This window comes from Moraxella sp. CTOTU49097, assembly GCF_032064105.1.
GTDB classification, from domain to species: Bacteria; Pseudomonadota; Gammaproteobacteria; order Pseudomonadales; family Moraxellaceae; genus Faucicola; species Faucicola osloensis_B.
This window is the reverse complement of sequence record NZ_DAMBOA010000015.1, coordinates 1-16,674: the sequence shown is the minus strand read 5'-3', so window position 1 is coordinate 16,674 and position 16,674 is coordinate 1. Positions and strand designations below refer to the sequence as shown.

General features: G+C 44.0%; 17 protein-coding genes. 7 read left to right on the top strand and 10 right to left on the bottom strand.

What is annotated here, in order from left to right; genetic code table 11:
- Position 1: 1 nt before the first annotated feature.
- Complete coding sequence (gene potC, locus RT064_RS08725; RefSeq protein ID WP_313062878.1) at positions 2-805, top strand: spermidine/putrescine ABC transporter permease PotC; 804 nt, start codon at positions 2-4, stop codon at positions 803-805.
- Between the two features lie 10 nt (positions 806-815).
- Entirely contained in the window at positions 816-1,958 is a 1,143-nt protein-coding gene (locus RT064_RS08720; protein ID WP_313062876.1) for an ABC transporter substrate-binding protein, read from the top strand.
- Positions 1,959-2,038: 80 nt separating this feature from the next.
- Here the strand turns inward: RT064_RS08720 and gorA are convergent, their stop codons facing one another.
- From gorA to RT064_RS08700, 4 genes are all read right to left on the bottom strand, one after another.
- On the bottom strand, positions 2,039-3,409 hold the full coding sequence (gene gorA, locus RT064_RS08715) for a glutathione-disulfide reductase (protein WP_313062874.1): 1,371 nt from the start codon (positions 3,407-3,409) through the stop codon (positions 2,039-2,041).
- 134 nt (positions 3,410-3,543) lie between these two features.
- Positions 3,544-4,767: a 5-methylcytosine restriction system specificity protein McrC gene (locus tag RT064_RS08710; RefSeq protein ID WP_313062872.1), complete on the bottom strand. Its 1,224-nt coding sequence runs from the start codon at positions 4,765-4,767 to the stop codon at positions 3,544-3,546.
- Positions 4,764-6,071, bottom strand: a complete 1,308-nt coding sequence (locus RT064_RS08705; RefSeq protein WP_313062870.1) for an McrB family protein — start codon at positions 6,069-6,071, stop codon at positions 4,764-4,766. Before RT064_RS08705 ends, RT064_RS08710 begins: the two co-directional genes overlap by 4 nt.
- Positions 6,068-6,382: a rhodanese-like domain-containing protein gene (locus RT064_RS08700; protein ID WP_313062867.1), complete on the bottom strand. Its 315-nt coding sequence runs from the start codon at positions 6,380-6,382 to the stop codon at positions 6,068-6,070. The genes RT064_RS08705 and RT064_RS08700 overlap by 4 nt, the downstream gene beginning before the upstream one ends.
- Before the next feature lie 208 nt (positions 6,383-6,590).
- Here RT064_RS08700 and RT064_RS08695 point away from each other — a divergent pair, with 208 nt between their 5' ends.
- Positions 6,591-7,940, top strand: a complete 1,350-nt coding sequence (locus RT064_RS08695) for an MFS transporter (protein WP_409519557.1) — start codon at positions 6,591-6,593, stop codon at positions 7,938-7,940.
- Between the two features lie 113 nt (positions 7,941-8,053).
- A complete protein-coding gene (locus RT064_RS08690) occupies positions 8,054-8,620 on the top strand; it encodes a DNA-3-methyladenine glycosylase I (RefSeq protein ID WP_313062866.1) in 567 nt (188 codons plus the stop codon).
- A gap of 58 nt (positions 8,621-8,678) precedes the next feature.
- Here RT064_RS08690 and RT064_RS08685 read toward each other — a convergent pair whose 3' ends face one another.
- Both RT064_RS08685 and rarD read right to left on the bottom strand, forming a co-directional pair.
- On the bottom strand, positions 8,679-9,257 hold the full coding sequence (locus RT064_RS08685; protein ID WP_313062864.1) for a BLUF domain-containing protein: 579 nt from the start codon (positions 9,255-9,257) through the stop codon (positions 8,679-8,681).
- Between the two features lie 100 nt (positions 9,258-9,357).
- Complete coding sequence (rarD, locus tag RT064_RS08680; protein ID WP_313062863.1) at positions 9,358-10,335, bottom strand: EamA family transporter RarD; 978 nt, start codon at positions 10,333-10,335, stop codon at positions 9,358-9,360.
- A 174-nt stretch (positions 10,336-10,509) separates the two neighbouring features.
- On the opposite strand from rarD, the gene RT064_RS08675 reads away from it, so the two are divergent.
- Entirely contained in the window at positions 10,510-10,977 is a 468-nt protein-coding gene (locus tag RT064_RS08675) for an Lrp/AsnC family transcriptional regulator (RefSeq protein ID WP_313062861.1), read from the top strand.
- A gap of 29 nt (positions 10,978-11,006) precedes the next feature.
- Here RT064_RS08675 and RT064_RS08670 read toward each other — a convergent pair whose 3' ends face one another.
- The 3 genes from RT064_RS08670 to RT064_RS08660 form a co-directional block, all read right to left on the bottom strand.
- Entirely contained in the window at positions 11,007-11,474 is a 468-nt protein-coding gene (locus RT064_RS08670) for a threonine/serine exporter family protein (protein WP_312276982.1), read from the bottom strand.
- Positions 11,475-11,522: 48 nt separating this feature from the next.
- Positions 11,523-12,410: a threonine/serine exporter family protein gene (locus RT064_RS08665; RefSeq protein WP_313062859.1), complete on the bottom strand. Its 888-nt coding sequence runs from the start codon at positions 12,408-12,410 to the stop codon at positions 11,523-11,525.
- Between the two features lie 72 nt (positions 12,411-12,482).
- Positions 12,483-12,920 carry a GNAT family N-acetyltransferase gene (locus RT064_RS08660; RefSeq protein WP_313062858.1) on the bottom strand — a complete coding sequence of 146 codons (438 nt, stop codon included), beginning with the start codon at positions 12,918-12,920 and terminating at the stop codon, positions 12,483-12,485.
- A gap of 272 nt (positions 12,921-13,192) precedes the next feature.
- Here RT064_RS08660 and RT064_RS08655 point away from each other — a divergent pair, with 272 nt between their 5' ends.
- Positions 13,193-15,586, top strand: a complete 2,394-nt coding sequence (locus RT064_RS08655; RefSeq protein ID WP_313062856.1) for a YgiQ family radical SAM protein — start codon at positions 13,193-13,195, stop codon at positions 15,584-15,586.
- On the opposite strand, the gene RT064_RS08650 is transcribed toward RT064_RS08655, so the two are convergent.
- Positions 15,587-16,144: a hypothetical protein gene (locus RT064_RS08650; protein ID WP_313062854.1), complete on the bottom strand. Its 558-nt coding sequence runs from the start codon at positions 16,142-16,144 to the stop codon at positions 15,587-15,589.
- Positions 16,145-16,323: 179 nt separating this feature from the next.
- On the opposite strand from RT064_RS08650, the gene RT064_RS08645 reads away from it, so the two are divergent.
- Positions 16,324-16,536, top strand: a complete 213-nt coding sequence (locus RT064_RS08645; RefSeq protein ID WP_313062853.1) for a DUF2905 domain-containing protein — start codon at positions 16,324-16,326, stop codon at positions 16,534-16,536.
- Positions 16,537-16,674: the final 138 nt, after the last annotated feature.

Sequence of the window (16,674 nt, the reverse complement as noted above, 5' to 3'; positions counted from 1 at the left end):
TATGTCTAATACTATGAAATGGTTGTCTCGCCTGTATTTGACCATCGTATATCTGCTGATGTTCTCGCCGATTGCGGTGATGGTGATTTTCTCGTTTAATGCCTCAAAAGTCGGCTATCAATGGGGCGGTTTTAGTACCCATTGGTACAGCGAGTTATTTGGTAATGCCGCGATGGTACAAGCTGCCATCAACTCGGTCATATTGGCGGTAGTAGCTGCGACGATTTCTACTGCGATTGGCGGTTTGACGGCATTAGCGTTACAGCGTTATGACTTCAAAGGTAAATCGATACTACAAAGCTTGCTATTTGTGCTGATGATGTCGCCTGAGATTGTGTTGGCGATTTCGCTGTTGGCGTTATTTTTGATTGTGGGGATACAGCTGGGTTTTGTGACGTTGCTAATTGCGCACATTACCTTTTGTCTGCCCTTTGTGGTGATTACGGTGACTGCGCGTCTATCCAGCCTCGACACCCGCGTATTGGAAGCGGCGCGTGATTTGGGTGCCAATGAATTTACCATGATTCGTACGGTGCTTGTACCGATTATTTTGCCTGCGATTTTGGCGGGCTGGGTGCTTGCCTTTACCCTATCACTTGATGATGTGGTGGTATCGACGTTTAATACAGGACCTGATTTTGAGATTTTACCATTACAGATTTATTCGATGGTGCGTGTCGGGGTAAAACCTGAAGTCAACGCCGTTGGCACAATCTTGCTCGCAATCTCGCTACTGGGTCTGATTATCTCGCAGTTATTACTTGCCAAAAAGTCGATGAATCTACCATCGACCCAAAAACGTTAAGGAGACTTATATGATATCTCGGATGCTCAATAGAAGACGTTTTTTAGGGTATGGCTTGGGTGTTGGCGGCGCCGTTTTAACGGGTGGTCTGGCAAGTAATCTAATGGGTTGTCAAAAAGCGAGCGAAACCGCGACTAGCGCTGCCGCGTCTGCGCCTACTGCCACTCAAAGTGGCAAGGTCGTCAATGTGTACAACTGGACGGAGTATATCTCTGACCAGGTGCTTAAAGATTTTACCGCAGAGACAGGTATCGACGTTATTTATAGCACCTTTGATTCTAACGAAGCCATGTATGCCAAACTCAAACTGATGAATGGCAGTGGTGAGTATGATGTGGCATTTCCGGGTACGGATTTTGTCGATAAAATGCGTAAAGAAGGGATGCTTGAGCCGCTCGACCATGCCAAATTAACCAATTTTGGCAACCTGGGCAACACCTTTATCAATGCCCCTTTTGACCCTGAAAATAAGTTTAGTATCCCCTATCTGTGGGGCTCATCAGGCATTGCAGTCAATACCAAACGCATTGCTAAAGCAAGCTTGAGCAGCTGGAATGACTTATGGCAACCGCAATACCAAGGGCGTGTCATGCTGATGAATGACATCCGTGACGTATTCACCATGAGTCTATTGACCCTTGGTTATAACGGCAGTACCAAAAATCCTGAAGCCATCAAACAAGCGTATGAAAAACTCACCAAACTAATGCCCAATGTACGCACCTTTAACTCAGATGCACCGCGCATGCCGTTTATGGAAGGGGAAACTTACTTGGGCTTGGCTTGGAACGGTGAAGTCATCATGGCGCAAGACCAAGGGATGCCAGAGCTCGACTTTGTCTATCCAAAAGAAGGCGCTATTATGTGGATGGATAACATGGTCATCCCCAAAAATGCCAAAAACAACGACAACGCGCATAAGTTTATCGATTTTATCTTGCGACCTAAATACGCTGCCATGATTAGTGAAGAAATCGGCTACGGCTCGCCCAATGAGGCGGCGAAAAAAGAAATGCCGCCTGAGCTTGCCAACAATCCGATTGTGTATCCGCCAGCCGATTTGCTAAAACATGCCATGTTTCGTGAGGACGTTGGTGATGAGATAATGGCGCTATATCAGCAGTATTGGGATAGGCTTAAAGTGGATATGTGATTTTTCAATAAGCGGTCATTAAAAAATTATAAAAAAAGCGGGCTTATGATTAAGTCCGCTTTTTTACCTTAGAAATCCGTTTAGCGCATAGTGACAAACTCTTCTGAGCCAGTCGGATGAATCGCTACCGTGTCATCAAAGTCGCGTTTGGTGGCGCCCATTTTGATAGCCACCGCAAAACCTTGAATCATCTCATCGACACCAAAACCTACGCCATGCAAGCCCACCACTTTTTCTTCTTCACCCACACAAATCAGCTTCATGTGGCACGGCTCACGGTGTTTGGTCACTGCACTATACATCGGGGTAAAACTGGATTTATAGACTTTAACCGCATTGATGCCATAGCCTTTGACCGCCTCTTCTTCACTCAGCCCTACAGTACCAATCGGTGGATGGCTAAAAATCACGCTCGGCACTAGGTTATAGTCCAAATGCTCATTGGGTTTGTTGTTAAACAAGCGCTCAGATAATCGACGACCTGCTGCCACCGCCACTGGGGTCAATTGAATACCATGTTCGATGATGTCGCCGACGGCATAGATACCTTCGACACTGGTATTTTGATAGGCATCGACTTTGACAAAGCCTTGCTCATTGACCTCAACGCCTGCTTTATCAAGATTGATGGTATCGGTTGCAGGTGCGCGACCCGTTGCCCAAATCAAACAATCCACCGTCAAGGTCTCATTGTTTGACAATTCAATGCTCAATGAACCATCTTGGTTTTTGCGTACTTGTTGTGGCAGCAATCCATAATGAAATTCAATGCCATCATCGTGCATGATATGGGTGAGCGTGGTGACAATGTCGGCATCGAAGTTTTTGAGCACCCGCTTGCTACGCACAATCAGATGGGTTTTTGAGCCCAATGCATTCATCACCCCTGCAATCTCAACACCGATATAGCCTGACCCCACAATCGCTACCCGCGGTGGCAATTCGGTCAAGTCAAAAAAACCATCCGAGTCAATACCCAACTCTGCCCCTTCAATGGCTGGGCGAACAGGTCGACCTCCCATCGCAAGCAAAATATGGTCAGCGGTAATGGTCTCTACTGTGCCGTCATTTTTATACACCTCAACCGTATGTTTATCGGCAAATTTGGCAAAACCATGAATCACATCGACTTGGTTATTTTCGAGACCATTGTTGTACGACTGATGAATACGGCTGATATAAGCTTGGCGACTTTGTACCAATTTGGCAAAGTCAAATTGTTTAACATCCAAATCAAAGCCATAGTCAGGCGCATAATGATGGATCGCTGCTGCCATATTGGCGCCATACCACATCACTTTTTTGGGCACACAGCCAACATTGACGCAAGTACCGCCTAACTGCTTGGCTTCGATCAAGGCACATTTTTTACCATAGCTGGCAGCACGATTGATTGATGCAATGCCCCCTGACCCACCACCAATAGCGATATAATCATAATGTTTGCTCATAGCTCTTCCTGTTTTTTGGTCATTTTCAAAGTTATATGGGGTTATTTTACCAAGTTTTGGCGGCGAGAAAAGTTGTTAATTCTCACCTTTCTCATTGATAAAATAAAACAAATTAGCATTTTTTTTGAATAATTCTAATGAAAAAGGTTTAAACACCCTTGCGTCACTGCAAAAGGCATCAGATAAAATCGGGTTTTTTTCGGTTGGCAAAATTCAATCTGCTGTGCCATCAATTGCGTGCTTAGCGTTGGGACAATCAGCCAAGCTTCATCGGCATCAAACTCACTGGCGTAGGTAAGCAGTTGGTACATATCTGCCAAGCTTATGTCGTTGAAAGCAGCAGTTTTTTTCCATTTTATATCGGCGATAATAAGTTTGTCGGCAGACTTTAGCCAAATATCGGGTTTGATGGTTAACCCTTGCTGCACGGTCAATGGCTGTCTTTTTTGCTCAACTAGTTCAAAATTCTGTGCGGCAAATTGTTCGTGGATTTTCCTGCCCACCCATTTTTCAAAGGCAAATGGCATATTCACTAGCCAAGTTGGGGTCAAAAATTGCCCTTGGCTACTGGCTTGTTGTAGCGTCAGCAGCGCATAACAAAAGCTGATAAAGGTATAATTACGCTGGGCAGTCAGACTAGGCAACGCGGTCAACTCTTGTAGCGCTTGAGAAAATAAGATGTCGTATAAGTCTTTGGCAACGGTACCCACTGCCTGCCATGAGCTTAGTAATGGCGTAGCCATGCTGCCAATCACCCGCTCGATGGTGGTTTTTACCAAGCGATTGCCAGCGGTATCCATCGCAAAATTTTCAGTCTGATGATAAAATTTATGCGGCTGGTGGAAGTTATGCTGCAATTGCTCTTTGATTAGTAATTTACCCTGCAGATAGGGCTGATTTTGCTCAAATTGCTGATATTGCTGATTGGGCACATACTGCGCAAATCCCTGCCAAAAATACGCTTGCAGCCACTCGCTAAGCGATAGCGAGTGATTGATTGGCGGAGGATTGGGGGCTGGAGGATTAATGAGTAGTTGATTGGCTAGATTAGTTAACGACTTGGGCAATAAGGCCTGCCACACTGCTGTCAGCATCTGTTGCACCCATTGACGGGTTTGGGTAACTTCATCGGCATGGGTGATTTGGCTTTGTGCAAGTTTTGGCAAAATCTCAACTTGCCCGCCACTGGGCAACCCAATCACACCGATATAGTGGCGCACTTTGAGTTGCCACTGCTGCTGTTTACGCTCAATGCGAAACACGTCAAAATTTTGCTCAATAAGCCAGTCAAAATCCTGCCCATCGTCAAAATCTGCCGCGGTCAAGCAACTATGTTCAAACGTGATGATGGCTTTCATTGGGCGCTTTGATAGATTGCAAGATAGCTATTTGGGTCATCAAGCGCTTGGGTATGGATGTCAAAACCCGCTTGCTGTGCCATAAATCCCGTTGCTTTTTTGTTATCAACTAGCCTGATAAAGCGTTGCCCAAAGATTGCTTGCAAGATTTGTCCATGGTGTTGGCAGGCTTGCGCCACTTGTGGGATGATAGATTGGCTAAACGCAGCGCTTAACGCTTGCAGCGAATCAATACCCCACAAAAAACTATGTCCTAACTGGCTGTCTTTTGCCAAATTTTGCGAGATTCTTTGATTCAATGCGGTCAACAATTTGGCTAAATCAATCTCAATCCCATTTGCCATGACTTTACCCAATAACTGTGGCTGTGGTTGACACTCAATAAATTCAAAACGGCGGCGAAATGCCATATCGAGCGGCGCCAATGAATGATCTTGGCTGTTCATGGTAGCGTAGATATCGACATTGCTAGGCACGCTAAACGGCTGACGCGAATACGCCAAATTTACCGACAAGCTATCTGTCTGTCCTGCGCGTTTGGTCGGTTCAATCAAACTCATCAATTCCCCAAACACGCGGGCGACATTGGCGCGGTTGATTTCATCAATCAACATGGCATAACGGTGACTAGGGTCATGTTTGGCTTGTTGACACAGTCTAAGAAATGCCCCTGACTCAATGCGATAGCTCATCTGCCCATTGTCCGCGATGTGGGGACGAATGCCTTCGACAAATTCTTCATACCCATACGCTTGATGAAAACTGACAAAACTAAAGCGTTCTAGCTTTGGCTGTAAATAGTTGGGCTGCAAATAGTTGGGCTGAAACTGGCTGTGAATTGCCGCTTGGTAATCATCAAGCTTGTTTTGCAAGTCTGCTAATAACGGCAAACTGTCTGCTAATAAAAACCAATTACTGCTATCGTCTTTATCAAAATACGATTGGCTAGCCCTTCGATGATATTTGACACGAACTGAGTTCTTATCACTGTACATCATCAATGTGCCCCAAGCCGTTTGATTTAAATTTTCTTTACGGTCATTTAATTGCGCCTTCATCCTAAAAAATTGATGATCGATTATTTCTGGCACTTTAAGCAGTTTTCTACCTTGTTGATAATTATTTAGGAATATCAAACAAATTACATCTCGCCAGCTTAGTGGCTTAAGCAAAGCTTTTAGCAATTCATCCGCATTGGCTACTGGCAATATCTCGGTATATTGTTTGGCGATTTGTTGCAGTTGGTAGGTCTTGCCTGTCCCTGCTACGCCCGTATAGATAATATTTTTTGCTAGCTCACTCATGACAGATTATCACTCACGATGGTCATACCTGCCGCTTTTGCTGCACGCGTACCACCCGTCAAATGGACGATATCCCGATGTGGGTCAATCTCATTGAGCAAAGCGACAGCTTTGGCGGCTTTGCTGCCACCACCGCATAGCACATAGACAGTGCCATCTGTGGTTGCCAATAACTCTGCCGTCAGCGTATCCAAGGGTTGGTTTTTGGCACACTCAATATGTCCTTGCGCAAAGGCTTTACTATCCCGCACATCCCAAACGGTATCGTTTGCCGTGGCAAAAAAGTCGGTAATGGCTAGCTCACGAATCATGGTTACCTCTTAATTTTTAATGTGTATTTTGTGATGGCTTATTATGGATAAGCTGACGAAATTTATCAAATCAGCGATTGATAACTAAATTTTTGCACCACCTTAACTATTTTTATCAAGTTTTTGACAAATTATGATTTATAATTCATTCCAATATTTTATGTATCTTAATTTTCACTTAAACTTTTATTATCTAAGGAGGGATGACATCATGACGACGGCTTCAACCGCGCACCCTGATCATCACAATATCGCGCTACGCAACGACCCAAAAAAGGTCGCCGTGGCATCCATGATTGGTACGGCTATTGAGTTTTATGATTATTACATTTATGCCGCTGCGGCGGTATTGATTTTTAATACCCAGTTTTTTGATAAAACCGATGAAAAAGCGGCGATGCTTTACTCGCTTTCGACGTTGGCATTGGCGTTTATTGCGCGCCCTTTCGGTTCAGCGTTATTTGGTCACTTTGGTGATAAACTCGGTCGTAAAAAAACCTTGGTGGCGTCTCTGCTCACGATGGGTTTATCAACCGTAGCGATTGGTTTGCTACCGACTTATGCCCAAGTAGGCGTTATTGCCCCATTGTTGTTATGTTTACTTCGTGTGGGTCAAGGGATTGGGCTTGGCGGTGAATGGGGCGGTGCTGCCTTGGTCGCCACCGAAAATGCGCCAGAAGGCAAACGTGCTTGGTATGGTACTTTCCCGCAGTTAGGCGCGCCGATTGGGTTATTTTTAGCCAATTTAGTGTTCTTTTTACTTAGTTATTTTTTAGGAAAAGATGCCTTGGTCGAGTGGGCATGGCGCATCCCTTTTCTCATTTCAATCGTGCTTGTGGGTGTGGGTCTTTGGGTACGTTTAAGCCTACATGAAAGCCATGTATTCCGTACCGCTGAAGCCGAAGGCAAAAAAGTTAATGCACCTGTGTCAAAAGTCATCACCCAGTATTGGCGTCCGATTGTGCAAGGCACATTCTTGATGGCGATGACTTATGTGATTTTTTATATCATGACTGCTTTCGTACAGGCCTATTCAAAAAGCCCGGCAAAATTATCTTCTTTCGGCTTCCCAACAGGGTTAGGTATTGCCCCAAATACCTTTACTGGCTTTTTACTGGTCGCTGCGATTGTGTTTGGTATTTTTACCAGTATTTCAGGGATTGGCGCGGATAAAATCGGTCGTAAAAAATGGCTGATTGGCGTGACTATATTATGTATGTTATTTGCCTGCTTTATGCCAATGCTGCTTAGCAATGGTACACCAACCACGGTATTTATTTTCCTCATTTTGGGCATGGCATGTATGGGTATGTCGTTTGGTCCAATGGCAGCATTATTGCCAGAGCTGTTCCCCACCGAAGTACGCTATTCAGGTGCATCACTGGCTTACAATCTAGCGGCGATTGTGGGTGCATCGATTCCTGCGATTTATGCCATCAAAATCAATGAGCAATATGGCATGAAAGGTGTGGCTATATATATTGTTATTAACGGTTTGATTTCTCTCATCGCGTTATTCTCAATTAAAGAAACCAAAAATATCGATTTGATGGATTAAAACATAGATTAAAAGATAGACTAAAAATTGATAGCTCAAAAACGCTGGCAAATGCTGGCGTTTTTTTTGCCCAAGGTGGTTATAATAAACCTTTCAATACCATGAGACATAGGATGAAAGCCTATAACCGCTGTGAATGGTGCGGCACAGACCCGCTTTATCAAGCTTACCACGACAATGAATGGGGAAAGCCCAGTTATGATGACCGTCATCTATTTGCCATGCTGTGTTTAGAAGGTATGCAAGCGGGACTCAGCTGGATTACCATACTTAAAAAACGCGAGCGTTATTACCAAGTATTTGCTGATTTTGACCCTGCAATTATCGCACAGTTTGATGATGACATGGTCGATAGTCTTATGACCGATGCAGGCATTATTCGCCACCGCGGTAAAATCAAAGCCATCATCAACAATGCCAAATGTTATCTAAAAATCACCCAAACGCAAGCTTTTAGCGATTATCTTTGGAACTTGTCACCCAGCGGCTTGGCAAAACTACCGCAAGATAACCACCCAAAAATCTTTGCTGATATCCCCACCAACACTGAATACTCAGATAAGATGTCAAAAGCGCTCAAAAAAGACGGATTTAAATTTGTGGGCTCGACGATTTGCTATGCGTTTATGCAAGCAGTCGGCATGGTGAATGACCATATAACCGCGTGTGATTTTCGATAAGCGGGTTCAATAGTCAACAGTGGATAATATATTGCTCGATGCTACAGATTTCTCGATGCTACAGACCCCAAAATAGGCTAAAACTAATCAAAATCAATACCAGTAAAATGCTTTGAACCAATAAAAAATGCTGATGCACTTTGAGCAGTTCGCGCAGACTGATGCCATAATGACTGACATTTTTGAGAGAATAGCTTTGAAAATCCACCAAGCTACGGCGATGATATTGTGACCGCATGACCTCAACAAACTTATCAGCCGCTGCCGCTGTTGACCCAGCTGACAACACGGGTAAAAACGCATTGATAATATCTTCATGCGTTTCTGGGTTATTGATATTGACCATCAACATTTGCCAACCTTGAAACAGCCGTTGTTCAATTACCCCTTTAGACTTGAGTGTGACATCGCGGTTGCGCCCATCACGCTGAATGTTGCCAAATAATTGCTCAATCGCTGATTTTTCGCCTTCAATGTACTGAAAAAAATAGCCATTTCCAAAGCACAAAAAACCGGTAATTTGATGGGCAAGGTTCTCACGCTGCGCCACCGTCATGATATCAGACAGCGTTCTAGGGGTTATGCCAGCTTTCAACGTCATACGGCTCACATAAGTTAGATAATGAATTTGCCCCAAGCAGCACCTCAGTTTTTATGGTTGTACAATTTTTGTTCAACGCGATTTTAACAATTTCTTACATACTTATCCATCCATTAAATCAGTAATGTTAGCTTACCTAGTCACAAATAGCGGTTGAGTGGCTTTTTTTGGACGCTCGTATTGCATTTACGATCATCAGCAACACCCCTATCCAAATTAAAGCAAAACTGGCAATCATGGTACCATTGACAGCTTCATGCAGCACAAAAATGGACAATAAAAACATCAGCGCAGGTTCCAGATAACTGAGCATACCAAAGGTGTTCATCGGCAACACCTGACTGGCTTTAAGATTGGTCTGCATGGCAAGCGCACTAATCATACCCAGTCCAATCAATAACAGCCCCATTGTCATTGACCCTGTTACTATCGATACACTGCTGTTTTGCCACAATAAAAAACCCAAGGCAATCGGGGCAATCACTGACAAATCAACGAACAGTCCCATTAGCGCCGGCACCCCTTGCCAGCGGCGCAGGCCATAATAAATCGGATACGTCAAACACACCCATGCAGTCGCCCACGATACACTCCCCGCAAGCCAAAATTGCAATCCTACTCCTGCTGCGGCAACGATAATCGCCGCCCACTGCAATCGATTTAAGGTTTCTTTAAACACCACACAGCCCATCAGTACCATCATCAAGGGAAACAAAAAATACCCCATTGCGGTATTAACCGCCTGTCCATTGATAGGCGCCCACATAAACAGCCACAGCTGACTTGCTAAAATCGGTGTCGGTAACAACAATAAAACCCATTGTTGTTTGTTTAATCCCATCAAAAATGCTTTGAGTTGCCCAAAACTTTGCGTCATTGCCAACAACCCCACCAACCCAAACCACATCGCCACCATGCGCCACAAAAAAACTTGCGTGCCTGACAACGGTGCAAGCCAGTGACTATACAGATACAGCACGCCAAACAACACATTAGAAATCAATGCCAACACCACCCCAAAACGCAACTTTTTGGCAGCGGTAGCCGGCTGAGAAGTTGTTGCCTTGGGCTGGACAACGATAGACGATGGTGATAAAACACTGGGGACTGACATAATTGACCTTGTTATATTTTTGCTTTTGCGGTTAAATTGCCAAGCAGTATAACAATTATCTTTGGTAAATTATTTCAAAATAACCCTATTTATGATAAATTAACATTAATATAAGATAAATTTGCTATATTTTTCTCAATTTGTCTTATTATATATTTTTAGAAGGACATGGTTATGATTCATGAAATCGATGATATCGATAAACGTATTTTAAACTTTTTGCAAGAAGATGCGACGCTACCGCTCAAGAACATCGCCGAAAAAGTGCATGCATCGGTAGCGACCTGCCAGCGCCGTATCCAAATGATGACAGAGACCGGGGTGATTACTCGCCAAGTGGTGATTGTCAACCCCACCGAATTGGGCTTTGATTTAAGCGCGTTTGTGCTGATTGAAATGGAAAAACAAAATACCGCGCTGCAGCATGGCTTTGAGCGCTTGATGAGCCGATTGCCCAACGTGATGAGTTGTTATGAAATCTCAGGGGATTATGACTTTTTGCTATTGGTACATGCCAAAAATATGGCGGAATATCACCGCTTTACCCGCGATAATTTAACTTATGAAAACAATGTCCGACGCTTTAAGAGTCAATTTGTGATGAATTTTTCCAAGGTAGGCACGAAAATCCAGTTAGACTAGTTAGATTAATGCGCCATCAGATAATGGGCTCAAACAATAGGCTTAGTGCGATACCAAAATGATGTCGGTAACGAAATACCAAACACCAACGCAGCGGTCACAAATATCGCATTGAAGCTAAAATCCATCATTTGGGTAAATACTTGTGGATTATAGCCATAGTAGCCTAGCTGTACAAAGCTAATCATGGCTTTGTACGCGGTAATCCCCGGCATCATACACAGCATGGCAGGCACCAAAATCATCTTTGGGGTGAGTAAATATTTTTTTGCCAAATAAATTGCCACAAACGATGAAATACCCGCTGCCACAAACGTCGCTAGTATCAAATTGACTGACAGTTGTTTTAATAGCTCTCTAAGTCCGTAACCTAGCACAGTCAACAATAAGCATTGCCAAATGTAGCGGCGCGGCACATTGACAAGCAGTGTCCAGCCAAGCGTCATCAAGCAAGCAAAAGTTGCTGCGCGTATCAAGGCAATCGCATCAATCAACATTTTTCACCCTACCTAATATTGGCAATAAAATTTTATCAAACGCTTTCATCAACCCACGCCCCAATGACTGATATTTAGTAATAGCAATGACAACACGATGCCGATACAGCTCGATAACGTCAAGATAATCACAAACATAAAGCGCCCGATACCGATGTTCATATAACCCTTTAGCATATCCGACAACGAATTTATCAAAGGAAAACTGGGAACCAACCAAAGCACACTTGATGCCATGGCAATATGCGGGTCGTTACCAATCCCCAATAACAGCGCGGTACTGGCAAAGATGGAGCCAAAACACGCCGCTATGAGCGCGGATATAAAGGGGTTAAAGTTGCGGTTACTCAGCCATAGCCGTAGCGAATACCCCATCATGCTCGCAATAAAAGTCACCAAACACACCAGTATATCGCCCCCTGCCAAATACGCAAAGCAGGCACACGCCACACCGACCATCGTCGCGACCATCTTGGCAGGATAAGTGCCGCGATCAATCTCATCAAATCGGTAGGTCGCGTGCTCTAGGGTACTCGTCACCGGCATACTTTCCAAATCCAGTACAATTCGCTGAATTTGTACAATGATATTGACATTGATGGCATGGGTGGTTGACGCGCGCAAGGTAGTAATACAGCGGTTATTATAAATTGTGGTGATGGTCAAGCCATTATAGGCAATCCCGCACTCCACACTAGCCAACCCCAACGCTAACCCCAATCGGCGGCACAAATCTGTTACCGTTGCCGACTCTGCCCCATATTGCATGAGTAGCAGTCCACAGCGCACACACAGACGGGTGATTTGCTGCTGGTGTTCATACGCCATATACGGCAACCGCCGTCTAGGCTTCGGCTCTGTCGGGGGCGAAAGCTTAGTAGGCTCAGGTGTTAGCGGATCAAGCGCTTCTAGGGCATCAGCAAAGGTATCGGTCATAAGGCGCTACAAAAAAATCAAGAAAGCTATAGTTTACCACCAAAGTTTTGGGGCAGTTATAAAAAATCTTATTTATAAAGTATGCCGATACTGCACAAAATCAGTCTTTTTAGCGATATCGTCGTACAGACGGCGAGCAGAAACGTTGCCTTCTTGAGTGACCCAATAGACCCGATTACAGTTTTTATCTTTAGCAAATTGATAGACATATTTGATCAGCATTCTTCCCACACCTTTACCACGCCCATTTTCTTTGACGAACAAATCCTCAAGATAGCAACAGTCTGTGGTATTCCATGTATTAGGATGCAATACAACATGTACAAAGCCGATAAGCTTATCATCCACAAATGCCCCGAAACCAAAAATGGGTGATGTTTCGTCAATGATTTTTTGCCAAGTATTTTCCGTAGTCGCTTGGGGTAGATCTGTTTGATAAAACTCTAAATAGCCCTGCCACAAGGCTTGCCAGTTAGTTTTATCCTGTGCAGTTAGTGGTAAGATTTGCATTATCAATTATCCTTATATTTAGCTGTTGCCAACAAAAAAAATACTGCCAATAAAATTATCGCCTAAAGTCGTCTTGATTACATAATTTATGACAAGTAAAAAATTTTCAACACTTATTATAATGTAATTACTTGCAAAAAATTTTGTCTAATATCCAATAAAATTCCGACTAATTTAATCAGGTTTTTTTGTTATTTCGCCCTATAAACCCCCATCGCAAAATTGATTCATGATAAAATGAGCCATATTCATTTTATTTAATATCCAAGCCTATGTCCGCCGAAACTATTGCCAACAAAGCCTTTAAACAAGGTACCAAAGCCCTATTTGACTATGACAAACACTGGGCAAGCTGCTTTGAGCCTGCGCCATTCTTGCCGATGAGCCGAGCCGAAATGGATGCCCTTGGTTGGGATGCCTGTGATGTCATTATCGTCTCAGGCGATGCCTATGTGGATCACCCAAGCTTTGGTATGGCAATCATCGGCAGACTGTTAGAGTCGCAAGGCTTTCGTGTCGGTATCATCGCCCAGCCAGACTGGACGAGCAAAGACGCTTTTATGACACTTGGCAAACCGACCATTGCCTGGGGCGTCACCGCAGGCAATATGGACAGCATGATTAACCGCTACACCGCCGATAGACGAATTCGCAGTGACGATGCCTACTCGCCAGACAATGCCCCCGACAAACGCCCCGACCGTGCGGCTGTGGTATATAGCCAGCGCTGCCGTGAAGCCTATCCCGATGTGCCCATTATTTTGGGTGGGATTGAAGGCTCGCTGCGCCGTATCGCCCATTATGATTATTGGTCAGACAAAGTGCGCCGTAGCATTTTGATGGATAGCCGAGCTGATATTTTGCTATATGGCAATGCCGAGCGCGCGATTGTCGATGTTGTACATGCACTTGCCAAAGGTTACCGTTTTGAAGACCTTGCCAAAGTGCGTGGCACCGCGTATCTGTCGACACAAACCAAAAAACACTGGCAAGCCGATATGATAGAAATCGCCAGTAACGATGTCGACACCGTTGGGCGCGTTGACCCGATTATCAATCCGTATGTGATGATGGAAGATGTGGGCGACTGTCACATTGAACAAGAAAAAACGCTTGAGAGTCAATACAAAGGGTTTGTAGCAGATAAAGTCGAGCACAAAGTGCTCAATGCTGATAAGGTCGCTGAAAGCCAAGACATCCAAGTGGTCAACCTCAAAGACCCCAATAAAAACGCCTTAAAACACAAACGCCCGTTGCCGCCCCGTGACAAAACCGTGATTCGCTTGCCCGACTTTGAGCAAGTCAAATCCGACCCGGTACTTTACGCCCATGCCAACCGTATTTTGCACCTAGAAACCAATCCGCATAACGCCCGCGCGTTGGTGCAGCGACATGGCGACATTGATGTATGGCTCAATCCGCCGCCCATTCCACTTACCATGGAAGAGATGGATTATATCTTTGATTTGCCGTATGCCCGTCTGCCCCACCCTAGCTACGGCAACGCAAGAATTCCTGCTTATGACATGATTAAATTATCAGTCAATATCATGCGCGGCTGTTTTGGCGGCTGTACCTTCTGCTCGATTACCGAACATGAAGGACGCATTATCCAAAACCGCTCAGAAGAGTCTATCTTGGGCGAAATCAAAAAAATCCGCGACACCGAGCCGTCATTTACCGGGGTAATTTCTGACCTTGGCGGACCGACTGCCAACATGTACCGTCTGCATTGCAAAGACGATGCCATTGAGAAAAACTGCCGCAAACCCTCCTGCGTATACCCCGATATCTGCGACAACTTACTCACCGACCACAGTCATCTCACCCAACTGTACCGTAAAGCTCGTGATATCAAAGGGGTGAAAAAAATCCTGATTGCGTCAGGCTTGCGCTATGATTTGGCGGTCAAAGACCCCGAATATGTCAAAGAATTGGTCACCCACCATGTCGGCGGATATCTCAAAATCGCCCCCGAACACTCTGAAACCAATGTACTCTCCAAAATGATGAAACCGGGTATGGGGACGTATGATACTTTCAAGCAGATGTTTGACAAATACAGCCGTGAAGCAGGTAAAGAGCAATATTTGATTCCGTATTTTATTGCCGCGCACCCTGGCACCACCGACACCGACATGATGAACTTGGCAATTTGGCTCAAGCGCAATGGCTTTCGTGCCGACCAAGTACAAGCCTTTTACCCAAGCCCGATGGCAACTGCTACTACCATGTACCATACTGCCAAAGACCCCTTACATAAAGTCACCCGTGACAGCGAAGGAGTGGAAATCGTCAAATCGGGCAAACAGCGTAAACTCCACAAAGCGTATCTACGCTATCACGACCCCAAAAATTGGGCACTGCTGCGTCAATCGCTCAAAGACTTGGGGCGTGAAGATTTGATTGGGCATGGTAGTCAATGTTTGATTCCGCCTTATAATCCCAAACTTGAGGGTGAAGATGTTTACCAATCAGCCCGTAAGAAAAATAGTTCTGCCGCTGGTGATTCGGTCAAACGTACGAATAAAGATAGTACTGCGAAAAAATCGGGTAAAAAACCTACGCCAAGCAGTTTTGGTAAAAAACCGTCAAACCAAAAACAGCCGAAAAAAGGCAATTTTCAAACCCAACATACAGGCTTACCACCAAGGAAAATGAAATAATTATTTTTTTGTCAGAATATTGTCAAATCGTTCGTTATCTATAAAAAAAGTCCATTTGATTTTATTTTTTTCTTTAGTCGGTGTTAGTATCATCTCACCTTTAGTTCTGTGATAGGGGTGAGTAAATAATTCTGGTTTATCTGAGTAGGCAAATGAACTAAAATGCAACTCATCATTTTCCCAGTGAATATTGTTATAAAGATAATTCCAGTTTTCACTGCTATCATTATAAATTTTATATTTTCCATTTTCTTTTTTAATAGCTATTTGCACTGCATTTTCGTCTGCCCATCGCCCTTCATAACGAGAAATACCGTCATGAGGTGGAATCCAAGGATTTTCGATGAAATCATTAGGTTTATAAGGCAATCCCCTTAATTGTCCACTGATGCCACATTTAGGCAAACCATCATTGAGCATTACAGGTGTTGCAGGAATATTATTTGGCGATGTTGATTTTGCTATGAGCTTTGGTGGCTTTTGAAATCTCGAATGTTGCGGTGTAGTTGTACAACCCGTAACGAAAGCCAAAATTATTAATCCCATTATTCTTTTCATAATAACCATCCTAATTTCCAATTAGTCTTGACTATAGTAGATTAATATAATCCATAAAATCAAATTTCTCTTACATAAACTGCCTGTAATTTACACCATAGCCACTGAATCACCTATCACAAACACCGCAATTTTCTATACACTTGCCAAATTCTCTTTACTTATAAAGAACATACAACATGGCAAAAATTCTTATCGGCTTAGGCATATTATTTTTGATTATCGGATTGATTTGGCACTTTTTCCCCACTGCCTTTAGCTGGTTTGGGCGTATGCCGGGAGACGTTAATTATCGCTCAGAAGGCGGCGGCTTTAGTTTTCATTTTCCCATCGTCACCATGATTATCGTGAGTATCATTCTCACTATTATTCTTAACCTATTTAACCGCTGATAGCGCTAATTACAGCCCTATCTAGCGGGTTTTATCGCAAAAAAACGCCTTTTTCATCAAAAAATGTCGTAAACTGTGATTACGCCAGTCACGATTGAAAAGGAGTTAGTCATGCAGCGCGACATTTTTAAGCCAACA

Coding starts and splice junctions, on each gene's coding strand:
- potC (WP_313062878.1), top strand. CDS start 2: ATGTCTAATACTATGAAATGGTTGTCTCGCCTGTATTTGACCATCGTA.
- RT064_RS08720 (WP_313062876.1), top strand. CDS start 816: ATGATATCTCGGATGCTCAATAGAAGACGTTTTTTAGGGTATGGCTTG.
- gorA (WP_313062874.1), bottom strand. CDS start 3,409: ATGAGCAAACATTATGATTATATCGCTATTGGTGGTGGGTCAGGGGGC.
- RT064_RS08710 (WP_313062872.1), bottom strand. CDS start 4,767: ATGAAAGCCATCATCACGTTTGAACATAGTTGCTTGACCGCGGCAGAT.
- RT064_RS08705 (WP_313062870.1), bottom strand. CDS start 6,071: ATGAGTGAGCTAGCAAAAAATATTATCTATACGGGCGTAGCAGGGACA.
- RT064_RS08700 (WP_313062867.1), bottom strand. CDS start 6,382: ATGATTCGTGAGCTAGCCATTACCGACTTTTTTGCCACGGCAAACGAT.
- RT064_RS08690 (WP_313062866.1), top strand. CDS start 8,054: ATGAAAGCCTATAACCGCTGTGAATGGTGCGGCACAGACCCGCTTTAT.
- rarD (WP_313062863.1), bottom strand. CDS start 10,335: ATGTCAGTCCCCAGTGTTTTATCACCATCGTCTATCGTTGTCCAGCCC.
- RT064_RS08675 (WP_313062861.1), top strand. CDS start 10,510: ATGATTCATGAAATCGATGATATCGATAAACGTATTTTAAACTTTTTG.
- RT064_RS08670 (WP_312276982.1), bottom strand. CDS start 11,474: ATGTTGATTGATGCGATTGCCTTGATACGCGCAGCAACTTTTGCTTGC.
- RT064_RS08665 (WP_313062859.1), bottom strand. CDS start 12,410: ATGACCGATACCTTTGCTGATGCCCTAGAAGCGCTTGATCCGCTAACA.
- RT064_RS08660 (WP_313062858.1), bottom strand. CDS start 12,920: ATGCAAATCTTACCACTAACTGCACAGGATAAAACTAACTGGCAAGCC.
- RT064_RS08655 (WP_313062856.1), top strand. CDS start 13,193: ATGTCCGCCGAAACTATTGCCAACAAAGCCTTTAAACAAGGTACCAAA.
- RT064_RS08650 (WP_313062854.1), bottom strand. CDS start 16,144: ATGAAAAGAATAATGGGATTAATAATTTTGGCTTTCGTTACGGGTTGT.
- RT064_RS08645 (WP_313062853.1), top strand. CDS start 16,324: ATGGCAAAAATTCTTATCGGCTTAGGCATATTATTTTTGATTATCGGA.